A 19,798-nucleotide genomic window follows, 5' to 3' on the forward strand; every position below is an offset into this window, starting at 1 on the left:
ATGACCCACCTCCTCTCCCCCGACCACGCCCGCCTCGCAACCGAGGGCATGTATCACCCCGATCTGGAATCGGATGCATGCGGCGTGGGCCTGGTCGCGGCGACCGATGGCAAGCCTTCGCGGCGAGTGGTAGAGGCGGCGATCGAGGCGCTGCGGGCGGTATGGCATCGCGGCGCGGTCGATGCCGATGGCAAGACCGGCGATGGCGCGGGCATCCATGTCGACCTGCCGGTGCGTTTCTTCGACGATGCAATCGCAGCGGGAGGCCACAAGGTGCTGCCCGGCCAGCTCGCCGTCGGCATGATGTTCCTGCCGCGCACCGATTTGAGCGCGCAGGAAGCGTGCCGGACCATTGTCGAGGCCGAGATTATCGAGGCGGGTTACACCATCTATGGCTGGCGGCAGGTACCGGTGAATGTCGCGGTGATTGGCGACAAGGCGCAGCGCACGCGCCCGGAAATCGAGCAGATCATGATCGCCGGGCCACTCGCCGAAATGCAATCACCAGCCGAATTCGAAAAGCAGCTTTATCTCGTTCGGCGCCGCATCGAAAAGAAGGTCGTCGCGGCACAGATTGCCGATTTTTACGCTTGCAGCCTGTCGTGCCGCTCGATCATCTACAAGGGGTTGTTCCTGGCCGAAAGCCTGTCGGACTTTTACCCCGACCTCACCGACAAGCGGTTTGAAAGCCGGGTTGCGATTTTCCATCAGCGCTATTCGACCAATACGTTCCCGCAATGGTGGCTGGCGCAGCCGTTCCGCTGCCTCGCGCATAATGGCGAGGTCAATACCATCCGTGGCAACAAAAATTGGATGAAGAGCCACGAGATCAAGATGGCGAGCCTGGCCTTCGGCGAGCATAGCGAGGACATCAAGCCGGTGATCCCGGCGGGCGCCTCGGACACGGCAGCACTCGATGCGGTGTTTGAAACCTTGTGCCGTGCCGGGCGCGACGCCCCCACGGCCAAACTGATTTTGGTGCCCGAGGCCTGGGCCAATGATCCTGACATGCCGCGCGAACACCGCGACATGTATGCGTTCCTATCGAGCGTGATGGAGCCGTGGGACGGCCCCGCCGCCTTGGCGATGACCGATGGACGCTGGGCGGTAGCGGGAATGGACCGCAACGCGCTGCGCCCGCTGCGCTACACGCTGACCAGCGACAAATTGCTGATCGTCGGGTCCGAAAGCGGGATGGTGCTGGTGCCGGAAGCCAGTGTGCGCAAAAAGGGTCGCCTTGGCCCCGGCCAGATGATCGCGGTCGATCTTGAGCGCGGCGAACTGCTTGAGGATCGCGCGATCAAAGACCGTATCGCGGCAGGCCAGGATTATGGCGCTGCGGTCAAAGGCTTCCGCACCATGGCGGACTTGCCCCGCGCGGGCAAATCAACCCTGCCCGCGTTCGACCGGCCAGAACTGCTGCGGCGGCAGGTCGCGGCTGGGCTGACGCTCGAAGATATGGAACTGATCCTCTCGCCGATGGCCGAGGACGGCAAGGAAGCCGTGGGTTCGATGGGCGACGACACGCCGCTCGCGGTGATTTCCGACAAGCCGCGCCATGTCGCGCAATTTTTTCGCCAGAATTTCAGCCAGGTCACCAACCCGCCGATCGACAGCTTGCGCGAGCGGCATGTGATGAGCCTGAAGACGCGCTTTGCCAACCTCGGCAATATTTTGGACCAGCAGGGGCAAAGCGCGCATGTGCTGGTGATCGATTCGCCGGTGTTAATTGGCGACGATTGGGATCGGCTGCGCGCCTATTTCGGCGATAATGTTGCGAGCATCGATTGCACTATGGCGACGGGCGGCACGCCCGCCACCCTGCGCGAGGCTATTGCGCGCATTCGCAGCGAGGCCGAGGCCGCCGTTCGCGCCGGGCGCAGCGAATTGTTCCTGTCCGACGAAAAGATCAGCGAAAAGCGGGTTGGCGTGGCGATGGTTCTCGCCGCCGCTGCCGTCCACACGCATCTGGTACGCAAAGGGCTACGCAGCTTTGCCTCGATCAACGTACGCTCGGCCGAGGTGCTCGACACCCACGCTTTTGCCGTATTGATCGGTGTCGGCGCAACCACGGTCCACGCCTACCTCGCCGAAGCGGCGATTGCCGACCGCCATGCGCGCGGGCTGGCGGGCAAATTGTCGCTCGACGCGTGCCGCGCCAATTATCGCAAAGCCGTGGACGATGGCCTGCTCAAGATCATGGCAAAGATGGGGATCGCCGTCATCTCCAGCTATCGCGGCGGCTATAATTTTGAAGCCGTGGGCCTGTCGCGCGCGCTGGTTGCCGACCTCTTCCCGGGAATGCCCGCCAAGATTTCGGGTGAGGGCTATCATTCGCTGTTCATCAATGCGACCGAGAAGCATGATGCGGCGTTTGACACGCGCGTCACGACGCTGCCCATCGGCGGCTTTTACCGCCAGCGCGCCGGCGGCGAAACACATGCCTATTCCGCGCAGCTGATGCATTTGCTCCAGACGGCGGTCGCTACCGACAGCTATTCAACCTACCTCCAGTTCTCGCGCGGGGTCGCCGACTTGCCGCCCGTTTATTTGCGCGATTTGATGGAGTTCAATTACCCGGCCGAAGCGGTGCCGCTCGACAGTGTCGAGGCGATCACCGAAATCCGCAAACGCTTTGTAACGCCGGGCATGTCGCTGGGCGCGCTGTCGCCCGAGGCGCATGAGACGCTGGCTATTGCGATGAACCGCATCGGGGCGAAGGCTGTGTCGGGCGAAGGCGGCGAAGACCCGGTGCGGTTCAAACCCGACGCGCGCGGCAACAATGCCAACAGCAATATCAAGCAAATCGCATCGGGGCGCTTTGGCGTGACCGCGGAATATCTGGGCAATTGCGACGAGATTGAAATCAAGGTCGCACAGGGTGCCAAGCCTGGCGAGGGCGGCCAACTGCCTGGCTTCAAGGTCACCGAATTCATTGCCAAGCTGCGCCATTCAACGCCCGGCGTGACGCTGATTTCGCCGCCGCCGCACCATGATATCTATTCGATCGAGGATCTGGCGCAGCTGATCTATGACCTCAAACAGATCAACCCGCGCGCGCGGGTGTGCGTCAAGCTGGTCAGCTCGGCGGGTATCGGCACAGTCGCTGCGGGCGTCGCCAAGGCGCACGCCGACGTCATCCTCGTGTCGGGCAACACTGGCGGCACCGGCGCCAGCCCGCAAACCAGCATCAAATATGCCGGCACGCCATGGGAAATGGGCCTCTCCGAAGTCAATCAGGTGCTGCTCTTGAACGGCCTCAGGCACCGCATTCGGCTGCGCACCGATGGCGGGCTGAAGACCGGGCGGGACATTGTAATCGCCGCCATTTTGGGCGCCGAGGAATTTGGCATCGGCACGCTCAGTCTGGTCGCCATGGGCTGCATCATGGTGCGCCAGTGCCACTCGAACACCTGCCCCGTCGGCGTGTGCACGCAGGATGAAAAGCTGCGCCAGAAATTCTCTGGGTCGCCCGAAAAGGTCATCAACCTGATGACCTTCATTGCCGAGGAAGTGCGCGAGATCCTCGCCCGCCTCGGCTGCCGCAGCCTCGACGAAGTGATTGGCCGTACCGAACTGCTACGCCAGGTCAGCCGCGGGGCCGAACATCTCGACGACCTCGATTTGAACCCCATCCTCGCCAAGGTCGACGCGCCCGAGGACAAGCGACGCTCCACCCCCGGCCACCGCAACCCGGTGCCCGACAGCCTCGACGCGCAGATATTGGCCGACGCCGTGCCCTTGTTCGAACGCGGTGAACGGATGCAGCTGACCTATAATGTGCGCAACACGCACCGCGCGGTCGGCACGCGGCTGTCGGCAGAGATTACCGAGCGTTTCGGCATGCGGGCGCTCGAGGACGACCATGTCCATGTCCGCCTGCGCGGTACTGCGGGCCAGTCGCTGGGCGCCTTCCTGTGTCAGGGCATAACTTTGGAAGTGTTCGGCGACGCCAACGACTATGTCGGCAAAGGGCTGTCGGGTGGGCGCATCATTGTGCGGCCGACCGTGTCGAGCCCACTGGAAAGTCAACACAACACCATCATCGGCAACACCGTGCTATATGGCGCGACTGCCGGAACGCTGCTTGCGGCGGGACAGGCGGGCGAGCGGTTCGCGGTGCGCAATTCGGGCGCGCGCGTGGTGGTCGAAGGCTGCGGGTCGAACGGCTGCGAATATATGACTGGCGGCATGGCGGTAATTTTGGGGCCTGTGGGCTCTAACTTCGGTGCCGGGATGACCGGCGGCATGGCGTTCGTGCTCGATACCGACGCCAGCTTCGAACGCCGCGCCAACCCCGACAGCATCGTGTGGCAACGGCTCGCGAGCTTCCATTGGGAAGATCAGCTGCGCGGCCTGATCGCTGAACATGCGCATGCGACCAGCAGCAAATGGGCGACCGAAATCCTTGCCGACTGGGACCGCTGGCGGGACAAGTTCTGGCAGGTGTGCCCGAAGGAAATGCTGACGCGGTTGGCGGAGCCACTGAGCGATGCGGAAGCGGTTGAGGCGGCCGAGTAGTTCATTCAGCGCAGCGAAAGCCACGCCTGCCTAAACCCTTGCCTGCATCGCCGGGTGATTCCGGCAAGCCATGCTCAAGGACCGCCGCCTATGTCCCGTGCCCTGCTCGCCTTGCCCCTCATCGCGCTCGCGATGCCCGCGCCTGCGCTGGCGCAAGATAGCGACGAAGAGCTGTTGCGCACGGCCAAGCAGCTGCAGGACCCGCGCACGCAGGACACGCTGGCCGCTGTGTTGACCGCGCTCGCAGGATCGATGCTCGATACGCCCGTCGGTGGGATTGTTAACGCAGTGGCCAAGGCCGACCCCAGCGGCCGCACCCGCGAAGTCGACCCCGATATGACCGTCGCCGACATGGCATCGCGCGACAACCCTGATTTCGAACGCGAACTCGACGCCGACATTCGCGACGGTACGCGCATGGTTGGCACCATGGCCGGCGCGCTCGCCGAATTGCTGCCGCAGCTGACCGTGCTGGCCCGTGATGTCGAGGAACGGGTTGCCGCGGCGCGCAGGACGACGCGGCAATACTAATCCACAAGCACGGCGCCAACCCCGTTGCGCTGCGCCCCGCGCTGCCGCTATGCGATTAAGCCATGTGGCAGCTTTACCAATTCCCGCTCTGTCCCTTTTCGCGCAAGGTGCGCCTGCTGCTCGGCGAAAAGGGCGTGGGCTATGAACTGGTGCGCGAAAATCCGTGGGAAAAGCGCGACGAATTTGTCGATCTGAACCCCGCCGGGCGCACGCCGGTGATGGTCGAGACCGAACGCAGCGTCACGCTGATCGACAGCGACGCCATCGCCGAATATTTCGAGGAAACGGTTGAGGGCAAGGCGATGCTGGGCGGCACCGCCCCCTACCGCGCCGAGGTGCGGCGGCTGGCGGCATGGTTCGACCAGGAATTCTACCGCGATGTCACCGGGCCACTGCTGTTCGAACGCATGGAAAAACGCGTCGTGCACAAAGCTCCGCCCGACGGCGGCGCGCTGCGCGAGGCGATGAAGGCGGCGAACAACCATCTCGATTATGTCGATTATCTGATCGATCACCGCAGCTGGCTGGCGGGCGCGACGATGAGCCTGGCTGACCTCGCCGCCGCCGCGCAAATCTCGGTCGCCGATTATCTGGGCGGGATTGACTGGACCGGCCATGAGCAGACCAAGGGCTGGTACGCCGGCCTCAAATCGCGGCCGAGTTTCCGGCCGTTGCTGAGCGAACGGATGGAGCTGGTGCAGCCGCCGGCCTATTATGAGCAGGTGGATTTTTGACGCGCCACGGAATGCGCAGCGTTCCGAAGCGTCAACCCCGGGCTTGACCCGAGGTCAGGCTTTTCGCGCCGTCACCAGGTAATTCAGCGCATCGCTGCCGCCCAGTTTGAACCCCTTGGCGGGCGATAAAGACAGCGCGGTGGTGTCGATCACCTCGAGCCCCGCCGCTTCGACAATCAGTGTCAGCTCCTCGGGCTTCAGAAATTTGTCCCAATCGTGCGTCCCGCGCGGGACCATGCCGATGCGCTCGGCCCCCTCAACCAGCAACAGCCGCGACGCGGCGGTGCGGTTGGGGGTCGAGAGAATCAGCAGCCCGTTTGGCGCCAATCGCGCCGCGAGCGCGTCGATGAAGGCGCTGGGGTCGGTGACATGCTCGACCACCTCCATGCTGGTGATGAGGTCGAACGCGCCAAGGTTAAGCGCCGCAATGTCGCCCGCGACATAGTCTATCGCCAGCCCCTGCCCCGCCGCATGCGCCTTGGCCGCTTCGATATTCTCGGGTGCAGCGTCAACGCCGGTCACCGCGCCGCCGAGCCGCGCCAACGGCTCGGTCAGCAGACCTGCACCGCAGCCGACATCAAGCACGCGCTTGCCCGCCAGCGGCCGCCGCTCGCGCGGGTCGGTGCCCCAGTGCGCATCGACCTGCTGCCGCACATATTGGAGCCGTGCCGGATTGAGCTTGTGCAGCATCGCCGACGATCCCTTGGGGTCCCACCAGTCGGCGGCGAGTGCGCCGAAATGCGCGGCTTCGGCGGGGTTGATCGTGGTCTGGTTCATGCCCGCGACTATGCGGTTTGGTTGCCAAAGATACAAGAAAATTGCCCGCCTGCGCTTGCCCTCGCCCGCCCCGCTGCCTAGAGACGCGCGGGCAATACAGGCGGGAAAGCTTCGCATCCATGGCGCGCATCGTGATGAAATTCGGCGGCACCAGCATGGCGGGGACCGAGCGGATTCGTCGCGTCGCGGGCATCGTCATGCGCCAGCGTGCCGCGGGGCACGAAGTCGCGGTCGTCGTCTCTGCCATGGCGGGGGAAACGGACCGACTGGTGGGTTTCTGCCGCGAAGCAAGCCCGATGTATGACCCAGCCGAATATGACGTCGTCGTCGCCTCTGGCGAGCAAGTGACGGCGGGGCTGCTCGCGCTCACCCTGCAAGCGATGGGCGTGCCCGCGCGCAGCTGGCTGGGGTGGCAGCTCCCCATCCGCACCGATGACGCGCACAGCAAGGCGCGCATCGAGGGCATGGACGCGCCCGCGCTCACCGCCAGCATGGCGCGCGGCGAAGTGGCGGTGATCCCAGGCTTTCAGGGGCTGGCCGATGACGGCCGCGTCACCACGCTGGGGCGCGGCGGATCGGACACCTCGGCGGTCGCGGTCGCGGCGGCGCTGAAGGCTGATCGCTGCGATATTTATACCGACGTTGACGGCGTCTACACCACCGATCCGCGCATTGTGGCGAAGGCGCGCAAGCTGAAAAACGTCACCTATGAAGAGATGCTCGAGCTGGCCAGCGTGGGCAGCAAGGTGCTGCAAACCCGCTCCGTCGGGCTCGCTATGAAAGAAGGTGTGCGCGTGCAGGTGCTGTCGTCCTTCATCGACGATGATGCGCCGCCTGCAGACAGCTTGCCCGGTACGATGATCGTCAGCGACGAAGAACTAGAGAAGATATTGGAAGGCATGGATATGGAACGCCAGCTGATCACCGGCATCGCCGCCGACAAGAATGAGGCCAAGGTTACGCTGACGCGCATCGCCGACCAACCCGGCGCGGTCGCGACCATTTTCGGCCCGCTCGCCGCCGCCAACATCAACGTCGACATGATCATCCAGAATATCGCCAAGGACAAGGGCGAGACCGACGTAACCTTTACCGTACCCGCCGCCGACCTAGTGCGCACGCAGGCGCTGCTTGAAGAGCATAAGGACAAGATCGGCTATTTCCGCCTGATCTGCGACAGCGGCGTTGCCAAGATTTCGGTCGTCGGCGTCGGCATGAAAAGCCACGCCGGGGTCGCCAGCACCATGTTCCGTGCGCTCGCCGACCGCGGCATCAATATTCAGGCCATCAGCACCAGCGAAATCAAGGTCAGCGTGCTGATCGACGCCGACGAAACCGAACTCGCCGTGCGCGTGCTCCACACCGCTTATGGGCTGGATGCCGAGGCGGCTTAGGCAATCGCCTTATACAGCGAAAACAGGCTGGTTGCGGTCAGTACGATGCCGACCAGCAACATCAGATTTTTCGCCGGGATGCGTTTGGCGATGATTGCGCCAATCGGCGCGGCCAATAAACCGCCGATCAACAAGCCGCCGGTGACGATGGTGAAGGCCTCGATCCCGATGGTCAGCATGAATGTGATCGACACGCTGAAAGTCAGCAGAAATTCAGCGGTGTTGACCGTGCCCACCGTCTTGCGCGGGTCGGTGCCCTGAATCAGCAGGTTCGACGTCACCACCGGCCCCCAGCCGCCGCCGCCCGAGGCATCGAGAAAGCCGCCGACCAGCCCGAGCGGCACCGTCACCTTGGCATCGCGTGCTTTGGGCATGGCCGGATAGGTCAGCGCCTTATAGAGGAGATAAAAGCCGATGCAGGTCAGATAAAGCATGACAAAGGGCCGCGCCACGCCCGCATGGATGTTGGACAGCACATAGGCCCCCAGCACCCCGCCGACGATGCCCGGCACCGCAATGCGCGCGAACAGCCGCCAGTCGACATTGCGATGATAGATGTGGCTTAGTCCCGACGCGCCCGTGGTGAACATTTCAACCAGATGCACGCCCGCGCTCGCCCGCGCGGGCGGCACCCCCATCACGCTAACCAGTAAGGTCGAGGATATCACCCCAAACGCCATGCCCAGCGCGCCATCGACCATCTGCGCGGCAAAGCCGATGGCAATAAAGGGCGCAATCGCCGCCCAGTCGATGGCCTGAAGTTGCTCGATCATGCGGGGCGTCCTTTCCCGTCATCCTTATGGCGAAGGGCGGGGCTGCCGAACAGCCCCGCCCCGGATGGCATTTCTTTGCCGGTCAATACAGCAGCTTGCCCAAAATCATCAGATCTCGATCTTGATGGTGACGCCATAGGTCGCCGGATCGCCCGGCTGGCCGACGATCAGTCCGGTGTTACCCGACGGCACGGCGAGCTGCTCGAAATACTCCTCGTCAAACGCATTGCGGGCAAAGGCATAAATGTCCCAGCCGCTGTCAGAACGGAAACCGAGCCGGAAGTTGTGCAGGCTATAGCCATCGACGCCGGTGTAGATCGACGGTGTCGGGTTGGACGAAAAGGACGAGCGATAGCTGCCATCATAGCCCGCATAGGCAAAGCCATCGCCACCAAACAAAGCGATGGGGATGTTATACTCACCGCCCCACGACAGCGACCATTTCGACACGCCGGGCAAATCCTGACCGCTGATATCGCAATTGGCGGGCGACAGCGCTCCGGGCGTGCCGGGCGCGCCCGGTGTCTGCCCGGCACCGACGGTGGTGCCGCCCGACAGTTCGGGCGGGCACGGCGCGTCGGCGAAGCTTTTATACTCCGCGTCGGTCCACGCCCCGCGCGCGTAGAGGTTGAAGCGGTCGCTCACCCGCCACGCGGAATCGAGCTCGAAACCGCGCACCCGCACCGCGTCGGCGTTGGCCAGATACCCGCGCAGCACCCCCAACTGGCCGTTGGTGACAACCGCCTGATAATCCGACACATCGGTCCAGAAGCCGGTCAGGTTAAAGATCACGCGGCGGTCGGCGAACTGTGTTTTCAGTCCGACTTCGAAATGATCCACCTCTTCGGGGCGCACGGTCGCTGCAGACAGAATTGGCGCGCCGCTGGCGTCGGCAGGGACGCCATTCAGGTTCACGCCGCCCGATTTGAAGCTGCGCGCATAAGTCGCATAGACGCGGACATCATCGCTGATTTCGTAGCTGGCGGTCAGGTCATAGGACAGGTTCCAGTCGCTAAACGTCGCCTCGAACCGCTGCGGCGCGAGCACGCCGCGCTGCGCCACGATGCGCGGATCGGTGCTGGCGAAGGTGACGAGCTGGCCCGCGCCATTGGTGACGACGCTGTCGTAGAGGCCGTCCTTGCTGTCATAATTGATGCGGATACCGGGCTGGATGCTGAAAGCGTCGCTGATTTTCCAAGTGAGCTGGCCGAACAGCGCCAGACTGTCGTTATCAAGCCGGATATCGTTGTTCGCGGTCAGTCCATCCAGCACTGTCGGGTCGTTGGCCAGCGCGTTGGTCGGATTGAGCAGCCAGCGGCTCGCCGCCGATCCCTGCACCTGCAACCCTTGCGTCCGGATCGTCTGACGATAGGCGAACGCGCCGACCACATAGTCGAAACGATCACCATCAACCGAGTAACGGATTTCCTGTGTATATTGTTTCTGCTGGCTCGGGTTGTTCGACTCCGTGGTGATCGGCAGGCCGGTGAAGTCCCGGTCGTTCTCAGGCAGCCAGTCCCAATAGCGATAGGCGGTGACGCTGGTCAGCGTACCTGGCCCCAACTCCCAATTGGCGCGCAGCGCGAGGCCGCCGATCTCGTTGCCGGCATTCAGGCTGGCATCAACATCGGTCAGCCGGTCGAACGGATTGGTGCTCGGCACGGCGTAGTTCTGCGCGGCGGTCAGCGCAGCATATTGACGGTTCAGCGGGCGCTGCGTCGCGCCGGTGCGCACAAAAATCTGCGCGCAACATTCGGGGCGCTGGCGATTATAATCGGCAGCAAGCGTGACTTCGAAGCTGTCAGACGGCTGGAACAGCAGCTGGAAACGCGCGCCCAGATTGTCCTGTTCGTTGATATATCGGTCCGACGTGACGTTGAAGATAGTGCCGCGGCGGCTAGTCGCGGACACCGCCAGCCGCGCCGCAAGCGTGTCGGTAATAGGCCCCGATATCGCCGCCTTGGCCTGTTTGAACTCGAGATTGCCGACGGTGACTTCGGCGCGCGCTTCGAAATCGAAGGTTGGCTGGCGGGTGGTGATGTTGATCGCCCCTGCCGTGGTGTTCTTGCCATAGAGTGTGCCCTGCGGTCCGCGCAGCGTTTCGATCCGTGCGACGTCAAGGAAGTCGAAGGTCGCCGATGCAACGCGCGAATAATAGACGTCATCGACATAGATGCCGACGCCTTGTTCGATACCATCGTTGGTCAGCCCAAAGGGCGAACCGAGCCCGCGGATATTGACCGACGTGTTGCGCGGGTTGGATGAGTAAAATTGCAACGTCGGCGTCAGCTGTTGCAGCCGGCCGACATTGAACGCACCGGTATTGTCGATCTGCTCGCCAGACACGACGGTCACCGCAATCGGAATATCTTGCAGCCCTTCGGTGCGGCGGCGTGCAGTAACGATGATTTCATCGCTGTTGTCGGCAGCGTCGGTACCAACCGTGCGGGTGTCGTCAGGAGCTGAGCCGGCCAAACCGTCCTGCGCCAATGCAGGTGCGGCCAAGGCAAGCATAGTGCCTGCCGCCAGCGCGGAAGTGGAAATTCGGAGCATCGCTTGTTCCTTAAATGGAAGAAGAGGATGCATCCGGTGGTCCGGTCTGCACTCAGGTGGGGAGCCAATGGGAGCGGGGGGTTACCCTTGAAAGCGGTGGCGTTCGGTCACGTCGAGTTGAACCGGCTTGCCATTGTGGACGGTAATCTGGATGGTACCGAACTGGAGCGCAGCCAATGCTGCTTGCACCCGTTCGAGCGGGGCCCGGCTATCGGCACTGCCGCCAGGTGGCACCTCGGCTGAAGGCGCTGGTTCCTTGGTCATACGCATCTCTCCCGTTGCGATTCGTCGGATCAGCATATGACAAGTAAATTAGTTGACAATCGAATATTTGCTACACACGGCCAAATGTGAGCTTTGCGCGCCCAGCCGAATTCACCGAAATTTCGCAACATTGTAACAAATGCCCATGTTGCGCTCTTGCCTTTACGCTGGCAAAGCGCCGCTCGATGGGCAAAATTCATGAATTGATGGCACGCGGAATCGACCTGTTGGGGTGCGAAACCGCCATAATGTGCGGCGCGATGAGCTGGGTGTCCGAACGCCATTTGGTCAGCGCAATCAGCAATGCTGGTGGCTTTGGCGTGATCGCCTGTGGGGCGATGACACCTGCGCTGCTGGACGCCGAAATTGCGGGCACAAAGGCGCTGACGACCAAACCCTTCGGTGTCAACCTGATCACCATGCACCCCGATCTGTTCGAACTGATCGCGGTGTGTGGGCGCCATGGCGTTTCGCACGTGGTGCTCGCGGGCGGACTGCCCCCTAAAGGCAGCCTTGAGGCGATCAAGGCGACCGGCGCCAGGGTCATCTGCTTCGCGCCCACGCTGGCGCTCGCCAAGAAGCTGGTCCGCTCGGGCGTCGACGCACTGGTGATCGAGGGGATGGAGGCCGGCGGGCATATTGGCCCGGTGTCGACCAGCGTGCTGGCGCAGGAGATCCTGCCCGCGCTTGCCGCCGACGTGCCTATTTTTGTTGCGGGCGGAATCGGGCGCGGCGAGGCGATTGCCGCCTACCTCGAAATGGGCGCAAGCGGCGTGCAGCTTGGCACGCGCTTCGTCTGCGCCACTGAATCCATCGCGCACCCCAAATTCAAGCAGGCGTTCATCCGCGCCGCCGCGCGCGATGCAGTTGCCAGCGTTCAGATTGACCCGCGCTTGCCGGTGATCCCGGTGCGCGCGCTCAAAAACGCGGGCACCGAGGCGTTTACCGAAAAGCAACGCGAGGTTGCGAACCTGCTTGATGCCGGATCGGTCGATATGGGCGAGGCGCAATTGCAAATCGAACATTATTGGGCCGGGGCGCTGCGCCGCGCGGTCATCGACGGCGACGTCGAAAACGGCTCGTTAATGGCGGGTCAATCGGTGGGTATGGTAACGTCGGAGGAAAGCGCTGCGGAGATCGTCGCAAATCTGATGCAACAGGCCGAAGCGGCGCTCGCCAAGCGCGACTGATTGGGGAATACACGGGACGCTTCATCCGTTGAAGCGGGGTCGAAAAAAATGAAACGGGGTTGTTGAAATGCGTCTGATCGCCAGTGCTGCCACGGCAATTGTCTTGATCGGCCTAGCGGCCTGCGCGCCAAAGCCAGCGCCCATTGTGACCCCCAAGCCTGCTCCCGCGCCGCCGCCAGTGGTGCAGATCCCGCCGCGCCCCCTGTCGCCCGGTAGCGCCGCGGAAACGCAACAGGTGCCGCCGCGCGATGCCACCGGTCGATATGTCACCATCAACAGCGGCATGACCGGAGAGCGCGCCTTCTGGCAGCTCAAGACGGGGCTGAACGTCGCCGCCATCGGTTGCCGCGGACCCGAGGAAGCCCCGTTGGTTGCCGCCTATAACCAGATCATCAAAAGCCACACCCGCAGCATCGTTGCGGCGGAAAAAAAGGTCATCGCCGATCTGGCCAAGGCCAACCGCACCTCCGGCGTGAAGGAACGCGACCGGCTTTCGACCCAGCTGTTTAACTATTTCGCGCAGCCCCCAGCGCAGCGGCCCTTTTGCGAGCGGGCATTGGCGCTAGCGCAAACCGTAGCCAGCACGCCGGCGGCGCAACTGTTCCCCAACGCCGCTGATCAGTTGGCGACGCTCGACCAGCCATTCACCGACTTTTACGCCGCGTTCGAACGCTACAAGGCCGAAGCCGCCGCTTGGGACGCGCAATATGGTCGGCGCACGACAGTTGCAGCATCCGGGACAGGCGGCCGCTGAATACCGGCTGACCGGGCCTAGCAATTTGCATCGCAACCGCTTAGCACCGGGGGTGTCATGACCGCACCCCTGCCCCCGTCCTCAGCTGCCCAGTCCGCCCGCAACATATTGACGCGGCTGCACGAGGTGATGGCGGCGCGCACCAATGCGCAGGCGAAGCTGAACCAGGTCGTGCAAGTGATCGGCGAGTGCCTGCATAGCGAGGTTTGCTCGATCTATTTGCTGCGCGATGGCGCGCTGGAGCTGTTCGCAACGCGCGGGCTGAAGCAAGAGGCAGTGCATGTCACCCGTCTCGGTATGGGCGAGGGGTTGGTCGGCACTATCGCCGAACGCATCGAAATGCTGAACCTCGACGAAGCGGCGGCACACCCCGACTTTGTTTATCGGCCCGAAACAGGAGAAGATCTCTACCACAGCTTTGCCGGTGTTCCCATCATCCGGCGCGAACGCGCGGTAGGCGTCCTGTGCGTGCAGCATGTCGATCCGCGCCGCTATGACGATATCGAGATCGAGACGCTGCAAACCGTGGCGATGGTCATCAGCGAATTGATCGCCAATGCACAACTGATTGACACCAGGGCACAGACCGATGCGGCCGCTAACGACCAGTCAGCCCAGCGACTGTCTGGCCAAAAACTGGTCGATGGCATGGGTCAGGGCGTTGCCGTATTTCACCAGCCGCGCGTGGTGATCGAGCACACCGTCGCCGAAGACACCGAGGCCGAACGCCACCGTGTCTATGCGGCATTTGACCGGATGCGCGAACAGATCGATCGCATGGCAAGCCAGGCTGAATTCGGCGTCGGCGGCGAGCATGAAGAGGTGCTCGAAACCTATAAAATGTTTGCTTACGATGAAGGCTGGTCGCGGCGCATCAACGAAGCCATCGACAGCGGCCTGACCGCCGAGGCTGCGATTGAGCGGGTGCAGCAGCGCACCCGTATGCGCATGCGGCAGATCGACGATCCATTACTGCGCGACCGCATGCACGATCTGGAAGATTTGGCCAACCGACTGCTGCGCATCGTGTCGGGCCAGATGAACACGGCGGCGCAGGCCGGCCTGAGGCAGGATTCGATCCTGATCGCCCGCAATCTGGGGCCAGCAGAGCTACTCGAATACGACCGGCGGCGCCTTAAAGGCGTGATTTTGGAAGAAGGCTCGCTGACAGCGCATGTTATTATCGTTGCGCGTGCGATGGGGGTGCCAGTGCTCGGGCGCGTGCGCGAGCTGCGCGGGGTGATCCGCGAAGGGGATATGTTGCTGCTCGATGCAGCGGCAGGGGCCGTCCATGTCCGCCCGACCGCCGCCATGATTGACGCATTCGCGTCCAAGCTCGAGCTCAGCCAGAAGCGCCGCGCAAGCTTTGCTGCAATGCGCGATCTGCCCGCTGTCACCAAGGATGGCCAGCCGATTGAGTTGATGATCAACGCCGGCCTACGCGAAGATGTCACGGCGCTCGACCTGACCGGCGCCAGCGGCATTGGGCTGTTCCGGACGGAATTCCAGTTCCTGGTGTCAGCCACCATGCCGCAGCGCGAGCGTCAGCAGCGGCTTTACCGCGATGTGCTCGACGCCGCCGGGAACCGCCCGGTGATATTCCGCACCGTCGATATCGGCGGCGACAAGGCGCTGCCCTATATGCGCGCGGAATCAGAGCAGGAGGAAAATCCTGCCATGGGCTGGCGCGCGTTGCGGATCGCGCTCGAACGCGACGGCCTGCTGAAGGTCCAGGCGCGCGCCCTGATCGAAGCTGCGGCAGGGCGTACGCTGAATGTCATGTTCCCAATGGTGGCCGAACCGTGGGAATATGACGCCGCTCGCCAGATCTTCATTGACCAGCGCGCCTGGCTTGCCAGCCGCAACAAGAAGCTGCCGATCGCAATCCGCTATGGTGCCATGCTGGAAGTCCCGGGCCTCGCCGAAACGCTCGACCTGATCCTGCCGCACCTCGACTTCCTGTCGATCGGCACCAACGACCTCACGCAATTTCTGTTCGCCGCCGACCGTGCCCATCCGCGGCTCGCCGAACGCTATGACTGGCTGTCGCCGACGGTGATGCGTTTTCTGGACCGCGTAACGCGGCAAACCCAAGCCGCAGGCGTGACCATTGGGGTGTGCGGCGAGATGGGCGGACGCCCGCTCGAGGCGATGGCGCTGCTCGGGCTGGGAATTGGACGCCTGTCGATTACACCGGCAGGCATTGGTCCGGTAAAGGCGATGATCCGCAGTCTTGATCTTGGCGCGCTACGCGGCGCGATGCCCATGATACTGGCGCATCCCAGCGCCACCCCGCGCGTGCAGTATCAGGACTGGGCGAGCGCCAACGGCGTCGAACTAGGGGACTAACGCACCCGCTCTGCAAGCGGTAGGGCACCGTTTTCGGTGTGAAAAGCGGGCAGACCCGTCTTGGTATAGTCGGCGTTTTGCAGCCGGTTAAGGTCAATACCATCGGCCCCGGTGGGCAGCCCCGCCGCTGCAAGCATTGATCGGGGAATGCGCTGTGCCGTGCACAACCCGCCATTGCCGTCATCCACGAGCCGGGTTTCGAATTTCAAGCCCTGCTGGTTGCGCCTTGACCGGATCACATCGGCCACGGCCAGCTGGCCCTCACCAAAATCGACAACAAATTTGGTGCCGATCGGGACGTCGATTATCCCCTCAATCAGCGCGCCAGTTGCCGACAGGTTGCGGATGACGATGGGATAATAGTGATTTTCATGCACCGCCCCGGCACGGCGAAACATGGTTAGCCGTTTGTGCCGCTGCTTGGCTGGGCCGCTCGGCTTAAGGAACCACTGGCCGTCGCCGCAGCGCTGCATCACCTCGTCATGGCTAACCGCCTTGCTGTAGGCAAAGCCCTGAATATGGCTGACATTCAGTCGCCTAATCAAGTCGAGCTGGTCCAGCGTTTCGATGCCTTCGGCCGTCGTTTCCATGTCCAGCGTGGTGGCCAGCGCCACGATGGCCGCGATAATGGCGGCGTTGCGCGATCCCTTTTCGGTCGCCGTGCGGACAAAACTCTGGTCGATCTTGATCTTATCGAACGGTGCCGATTGCAAATAGGCCAGACTGGAATAACCGGTCCCGAAGTCATCGAGTGCAAGACGCACCCCTATGTCCTTAAGCGCCCCGAACATATCCTTGGTTTCGGGCGAATCGGTAAGGAACACGCTTTCGGTGATTTCCAGTTCCAGCCGCGCCGCAGGCAGCCCAGCCACCGAAATGGCATTGGCCACCAGTTTGGGCAGGCGCAGGTCCGCGAACTGGACCGGCGAGACATTCACCGCGACGCGCATATTGCCGGGCCACGACGCCGCATCCTTGCACGCCTGGCGAAGCATCCATTCGCCGATCCGCGCGATCAGATCGGTTTCCTCGGCAATGGGGATGAAGAGCGCCGGGGAAACATAGCCGCGTTCGGGATGGTTCCAGCGCATCAGCGCTTCAAACCCCGACACCTGGTCGGTCTTGGTGCAAACGACCGGTTGGTAATGGACTTCGAGTTGGCCCTTGCCAAGCGCGTCGACCAAATCCTCCTCGAGCGCGCGGCGGTCGGCTGCAGCTCGTAGCAATTCATCCGAAAAGAAACGAAATCGCCCGCGTCCGCTGCCCTTGGCGGCATAGAGCGCCAGGTCGGCATTGCGCACCAATTCTTCGCTGCTGTCGCCGTCGAAGGGGCTGATGGCGATGCCCACCGATACGCCAATAATGCACCGGCTCTCGTTGATGCTATAAGGCTCAGACAATTTGGCGATTATCTCGGACGCCATTTCGCCAAGCGCGCCGCGATCATCGACATCGGGCAGGATGACCTGGAACTCATCGCCGCCCAGCCGGCTCACCCGCTCCTTATCCCCAATCACGTGCGCCAACCGCAATGCCACCTGTTTGAGCAGGGCATCGCCGGCGGGGTGCCCCAGCGTATCGTTTACCGCCTTAAAGCGATCAAGATCGAGCAACATAATCGCGCAATTGCGCTTCTGCGGTTTGAACGCCGCGAGCGTCGATTCCAGCAATTGCGCCATACGGAAGCGGTTGAGTAGCCCCGTGAGCGAGTCATATTTGGTTAGGCGCGTGCTTTGCTCCGCCGCCTCGCGCTGCGCCGTGATATCGGTTGCAAAGCCTCGAAAACCAGCAAAGTTGCCGCCCGCATCGATCTGCGGGACGCCCGTTACGGCCCACCAGGTCGGCAGATCACTGCGCTGCGAGCGCAATTGCACCTGATCAAACCGCGTCTTGCGCGCGAGCAGAAACGGCAACGTGCGTTGGCGCTCCTCGCCGCGCTCGGGGGCAGCGAACAATGCCGTAAAGGGTTCACCCTGCGGGGCGACTGCCATGCCCAGCCGTTCGGCAACGCTGGCCGACAAATATTGGATGGCCCCTTCGGCGTCCGATGACCAGAACCAGCCTTGGCCCGTTTCCTCATAGTTCCTCAGCAGCGTGAAGGCCTCGCTCCGGTCAAGCGCCGATTCTGCCAACGCGCAAGGCGATGGAGTTTCCGGCTGCGGCGCGCGCGAGCCAAAGCGCGCCAACAACCCCTTGGGCCGCTCGCGGGCTGCGTTGCTCAAGCTTTCGGCGACATTTCGCTTTGCCATGCACCTCTGGTCCCGAACGTCCCGGCGCGCCCGTGCCACGTTCCCTTCCGCGGTAAACGCGGCGGTTTGCAAAAGCGTTAAGGGGCAAGGACACAGTGCCAAGGCGTTGTGCCGAAATGGGGCAGGCGCATTCAGCGCTTACGTGCCGGACCGAGCTCACAAACGTCCCGAATTGTTTCGCGAGCGCCGCTTGTGGAGATGGGCCAGTGCAGGGTTTAGCACGCACCGCGTGCGCGATAGCTGTCCGGAGATTAGTTTGACCCGGCGCTCTTCCGCGAAAGCACGCAAAGCCCTTGCATTCTGTGCGCTGACTGAAATTTTGGTGGTTGCGGGAGCAGGATTTGAACCTGCGACCTTCAGGTTATGAGCCTGACGAGCTACCGGGCTGCTCCATCCCGCGCCAACCACCGCCGGGGGCACAAATGTGCACCGGGCGAAACAGCAAAGGGCGGCCAAAGCCGCCCTTTAACATGTGAATGGGTTCCCCAAAATCACCCGCCTACGCCGGCTACAATGCCTGGCGACGTCCTACTCTTCCAACGCTTAAGCGGTAGTACCATCGGCGCTGTCAGGTTTCACGGCCGAGTTCGAGATGGGATCGGGTGGGTCACTGACGCTATGGCCACCAAGCAATGAAGCCGGCGTATGCGGGGGTTTGGGTTCAATCGATGCACCTTGGGTATTCAAGGGGTCGTCAAGGCTTTGAAATCATCCACGTACCGACAACCAACCCGTTCAGGGTGGTCATTGATGGTGGGACTCTTCAAGCGCGAATAGGACAATTAGTATCGGTTAGCTCCATGCGTTACCGCACTTCTACATCCGATCTATCAACGTGGTGGTCTTCCACGGTCCTATGAAATCTTATCTTGAGGGAGGCTTCCCGCTTAGATGCTTTCAGCGGTTATCCCGTCCATACATAGCTACCCTGCTGCGCGGCTGGCGCCACGACAGGTACACCAGAGGTATGTTCAACCCGGTCCTCTCGTACTAGGGTCAACTCCTCTCAAATTTCGACGCCCACGGCAGATAGGGACCAAACTGTCTCACGACGTTCTGAACCCAGCTCACGTACCACTTTAATTGGCGAACAGCCAAACCCTTGGGACCTGCTCCAGCCCCAGGATGTGATGAGCCGACATCGAGGTGCCAAACGATTCCGTCGATATGAGCTCTTGGGAATCATCAGCCTGTTATCCCCGGCGTACCTTTTATCCGTTGAGCGATGGCCCTTCCACTCGGGACCACCGGATCACTATGACCGACTTTCGTCTCTGCTCGACTCGTCAGTCTCGCAGTCAGGCAGGCTTATGCCATTGCACTCTCGCAGACGGTTTCCAACCGTCCTGAGCCTACCATCGCGCGCCTCCGTTACTCTTTAGGAGGCGACCGCCCCAGTCAAACTACCCGCCACAGAGGGTCCCTGATCCAGTTTCATGGATCGAGGTTAGACATCAGAAAACAACAGGGTGGTATTTCACCTATGGCTCCACGTCAGCTGGCGCCAACGCTTCAAAGCCTCCCACCTATGCTACACAGTTCTTTCCTAATGCCACTCTGAAGCTGCAGTAAAGGTGCACGGGGTCTTTCCGTCTAACCGCGGGTACTCCGCATCTTCACGGAGAATTCAATTTCGCTGAGCATCTCCTGGAGACAGTGGGGAAGTCGTTACGCCATTCGTGCAGGTCGGAACTTACCCGACAAGGAAT

12 protein-coding genes, 1 tRNA gene and 2 rRNA genes (1 of these 15 cut by a window edge) are annotated in these 19,798 nt (G+C 62.4%); 7 read left to right on the forward strand and 8 right to left on the reverse strand.

All coding sequences use genetic code 11. From position 1 onward, the window contains the following. The 3 genes from gltB to AC2TC0_RS13280 all read left to right on the forward strand — a co-directional run bounded on the left by gltB (nt 1) and on the right by AC2TC0_RS13280 (nt 5,786). Nucleotides 1-4,521 (forward strand): glutamate synthase large subunit, encoded by a 4,521-nt coding sequence (gene gltB, locus AC2TC0_RS13270; protein ID WP_484717993.1) that lies wholly within the window; start codon nt 1-3, stop codon nt 4,519-4,521. Nucleotides 4,522-4,611: 90 nt separating this feature from the next. Continuing rightward, nucleotides 4,612-5,052, forward strand: a complete 441-nt coding sequence (locus tag AC2TC0_RS13275; protein ID WP_484717994.1) for a hypothetical protein — start codon at nt 4,612-4,614, stop codon at nt 5,050-5,052. 62 nt (nt 5,053-5,114) lie between these two features. Then, the gene (locus AC2TC0_RS13280; RefSeq protein WP_484717995.1) at nt 5,115-5,786 is read left to right on the forward strand and encodes a glutathione S-transferase family protein; all 672 of its coding nucleotides are present in this window, start codon (nt 5,115-5,117) and stop codon (nt 5,784-5,786) included. Nucleotides 5,787-5,840: 54 nt separating this feature from the next. Here AC2TC0_RS13280 and ubiG read toward each other — a convergent pair whose 3' ends face one another. Continuing rightward, on the reverse strand, nt 5,841-6,563 hold the full coding sequence (ubiG, locus tag AC2TC0_RS13285) for a bifunctional 2-polyprenyl-6-hydroxyphenol methylase/3-demethylubiquinol 3-O-methyltransferase UbiG (RefSeq protein WP_484717996.1): 723 nt from the start codon (nt 6,561-6,563) through the stop codon (nt 5,841-5,843). Between the two features lie 119 nt (nt 6,564-6,682). Here ubiG and AC2TC0_RS13290 point away from each other — a divergent pair, with 119 nt between their 5' ends. Then, the gene (locus tag AC2TC0_RS13290; RefSeq protein WP_484717997.1) at nt 6,683-7,957 is read left to right on the forward strand and encodes an aspartate kinase; all 1,275 of its coding nucleotides are present in this window, start codon (nt 6,683-6,685) and stop codon (nt 7,955-7,957) included. Here the strand turns inward: AC2TC0_RS13290 and AC2TC0_RS13295 are convergent. From AC2TC0_RS13295 to AC2TC0_RS13305, 3 genes are all read right to left on the reverse strand, one after another. Next, nucleotides 7,954-8,730: a sulfite exporter TauE/SafE family protein gene (locus AC2TC0_RS13295; protein WP_484717998.1), complete on the reverse strand. Its 777-nt coding sequence runs from the start codon at nt 8,728-8,730 to the stop codon at nt 7,954-7,956. The two genes, AC2TC0_RS13290 and AC2TC0_RS13295, sit on opposite strands and share 4 nt — an antisense overlap. Before the next feature lie 108 nt (nt 8,731-8,838). Then, on the reverse strand, nt 8,839-11,283 hold the full coding sequence (locus AC2TC0_RS13300; protein ID WP_484717999.1) for a TonB-dependent receptor: 2,445 nt from the start codon (nt 11,281-11,283) through the stop codon (nt 8,839-8,841). Between the two features lie 81 nt (nt 11,284-11,364). Then, nucleotides 11,365-11,547 (reverse strand): YezD family protein, encoded by a 183-nt coding sequence (locus AC2TC0_RS13305; RefSeq protein ID WP_484718000.1) that lies wholly within the window; start codon nt 11,545-11,547, stop codon nt 11,365-11,367. A 185-nt stretch (nt 11,548-11,732) separates the two neighbouring features. On the opposite strand from AC2TC0_RS13305, the gene AC2TC0_RS13310 reads away from it, so the two are divergent. The 3 genes from AC2TC0_RS13310 to ptsP all read left to right on the forward strand — a co-directional run bounded on the left by AC2TC0_RS13310 (nt 11,733) and on the right by ptsP (nt 15,840). After that, complete coding sequence (locus tag AC2TC0_RS13310) at nt 11,733-12,737, forward strand: NAD(P)H-dependent flavin oxidoreductase (protein WP_484718001.1); 1,005 nt, start codon at nt 11,733-11,735, stop codon at nt 12,735-12,737. Nucleotides 12,738-12,804: 67 nt separating this feature from the next. Beyond that, nucleotides 12,805-13,491: a hypothetical protein gene (locus AC2TC0_RS13315; RefSeq protein WP_484718002.1), complete on the forward strand. Its 687-nt coding sequence runs from the start codon at nt 12,805-12,807 to the stop codon at nt 13,489-13,491. A 57-nt stretch (nt 13,492-13,548) separates the two neighbouring features. After that, nucleotides 13,549-15,840, forward strand: a complete 2,292-nt coding sequence (ptsP, locus tag AC2TC0_RS13320) for a phosphoenolpyruvate--protein phosphotransferase (protein ID WP_484718003.1) — start codon at nt 13,549-13,551, stop codon at nt 15,838-15,840. On the opposite strand, the gene AC2TC0_RS13325 is transcribed toward ptsP, so the two are convergent. The 4 genes from AC2TC0_RS13325 to AC2TC0_RS13340 form a co-directional block, all read right to left on the reverse strand. After that, a complete protein-coding gene (locus AC2TC0_RS13325; protein WP_484718004.1) occupies nt 15,837-18,089 on the reverse strand; it encodes a putative bifunctional diguanylate cyclase/phosphodiesterase in 2,253 nt (750 codons plus the stop codon). The genes ptsP and AC2TC0_RS13325 overlap by 4 nt on opposite strands. Nucleotides 18,090-18,412: 323 nt before the next feature. Continuing rightward, a tRNA-Met gene (locus tag AC2TC0_RS13330) sits at nt 18,413-18,489 on the reverse strand. Between the two features lie 115 nt (nt 18,490-18,604). Continuing rightward, a 5S ribosomal RNA gene (gene rrf, locus AC2TC0_RS13335) occupies nt 18,605-18,719 on the reverse strand. Nucleotides 18,720-18,851: 132 nt separating this feature from the next. Continuing rightward, nucleotides 18,852-19,798, reverse strand: a 23S ribosomal RNA gene (locus tag AC2TC0_RS13340); it runs 1,846 nt beyond the window's last position.

Source organism: Sphingopyxis sp. sgz302558 (genome assembly GCF_057220455.1).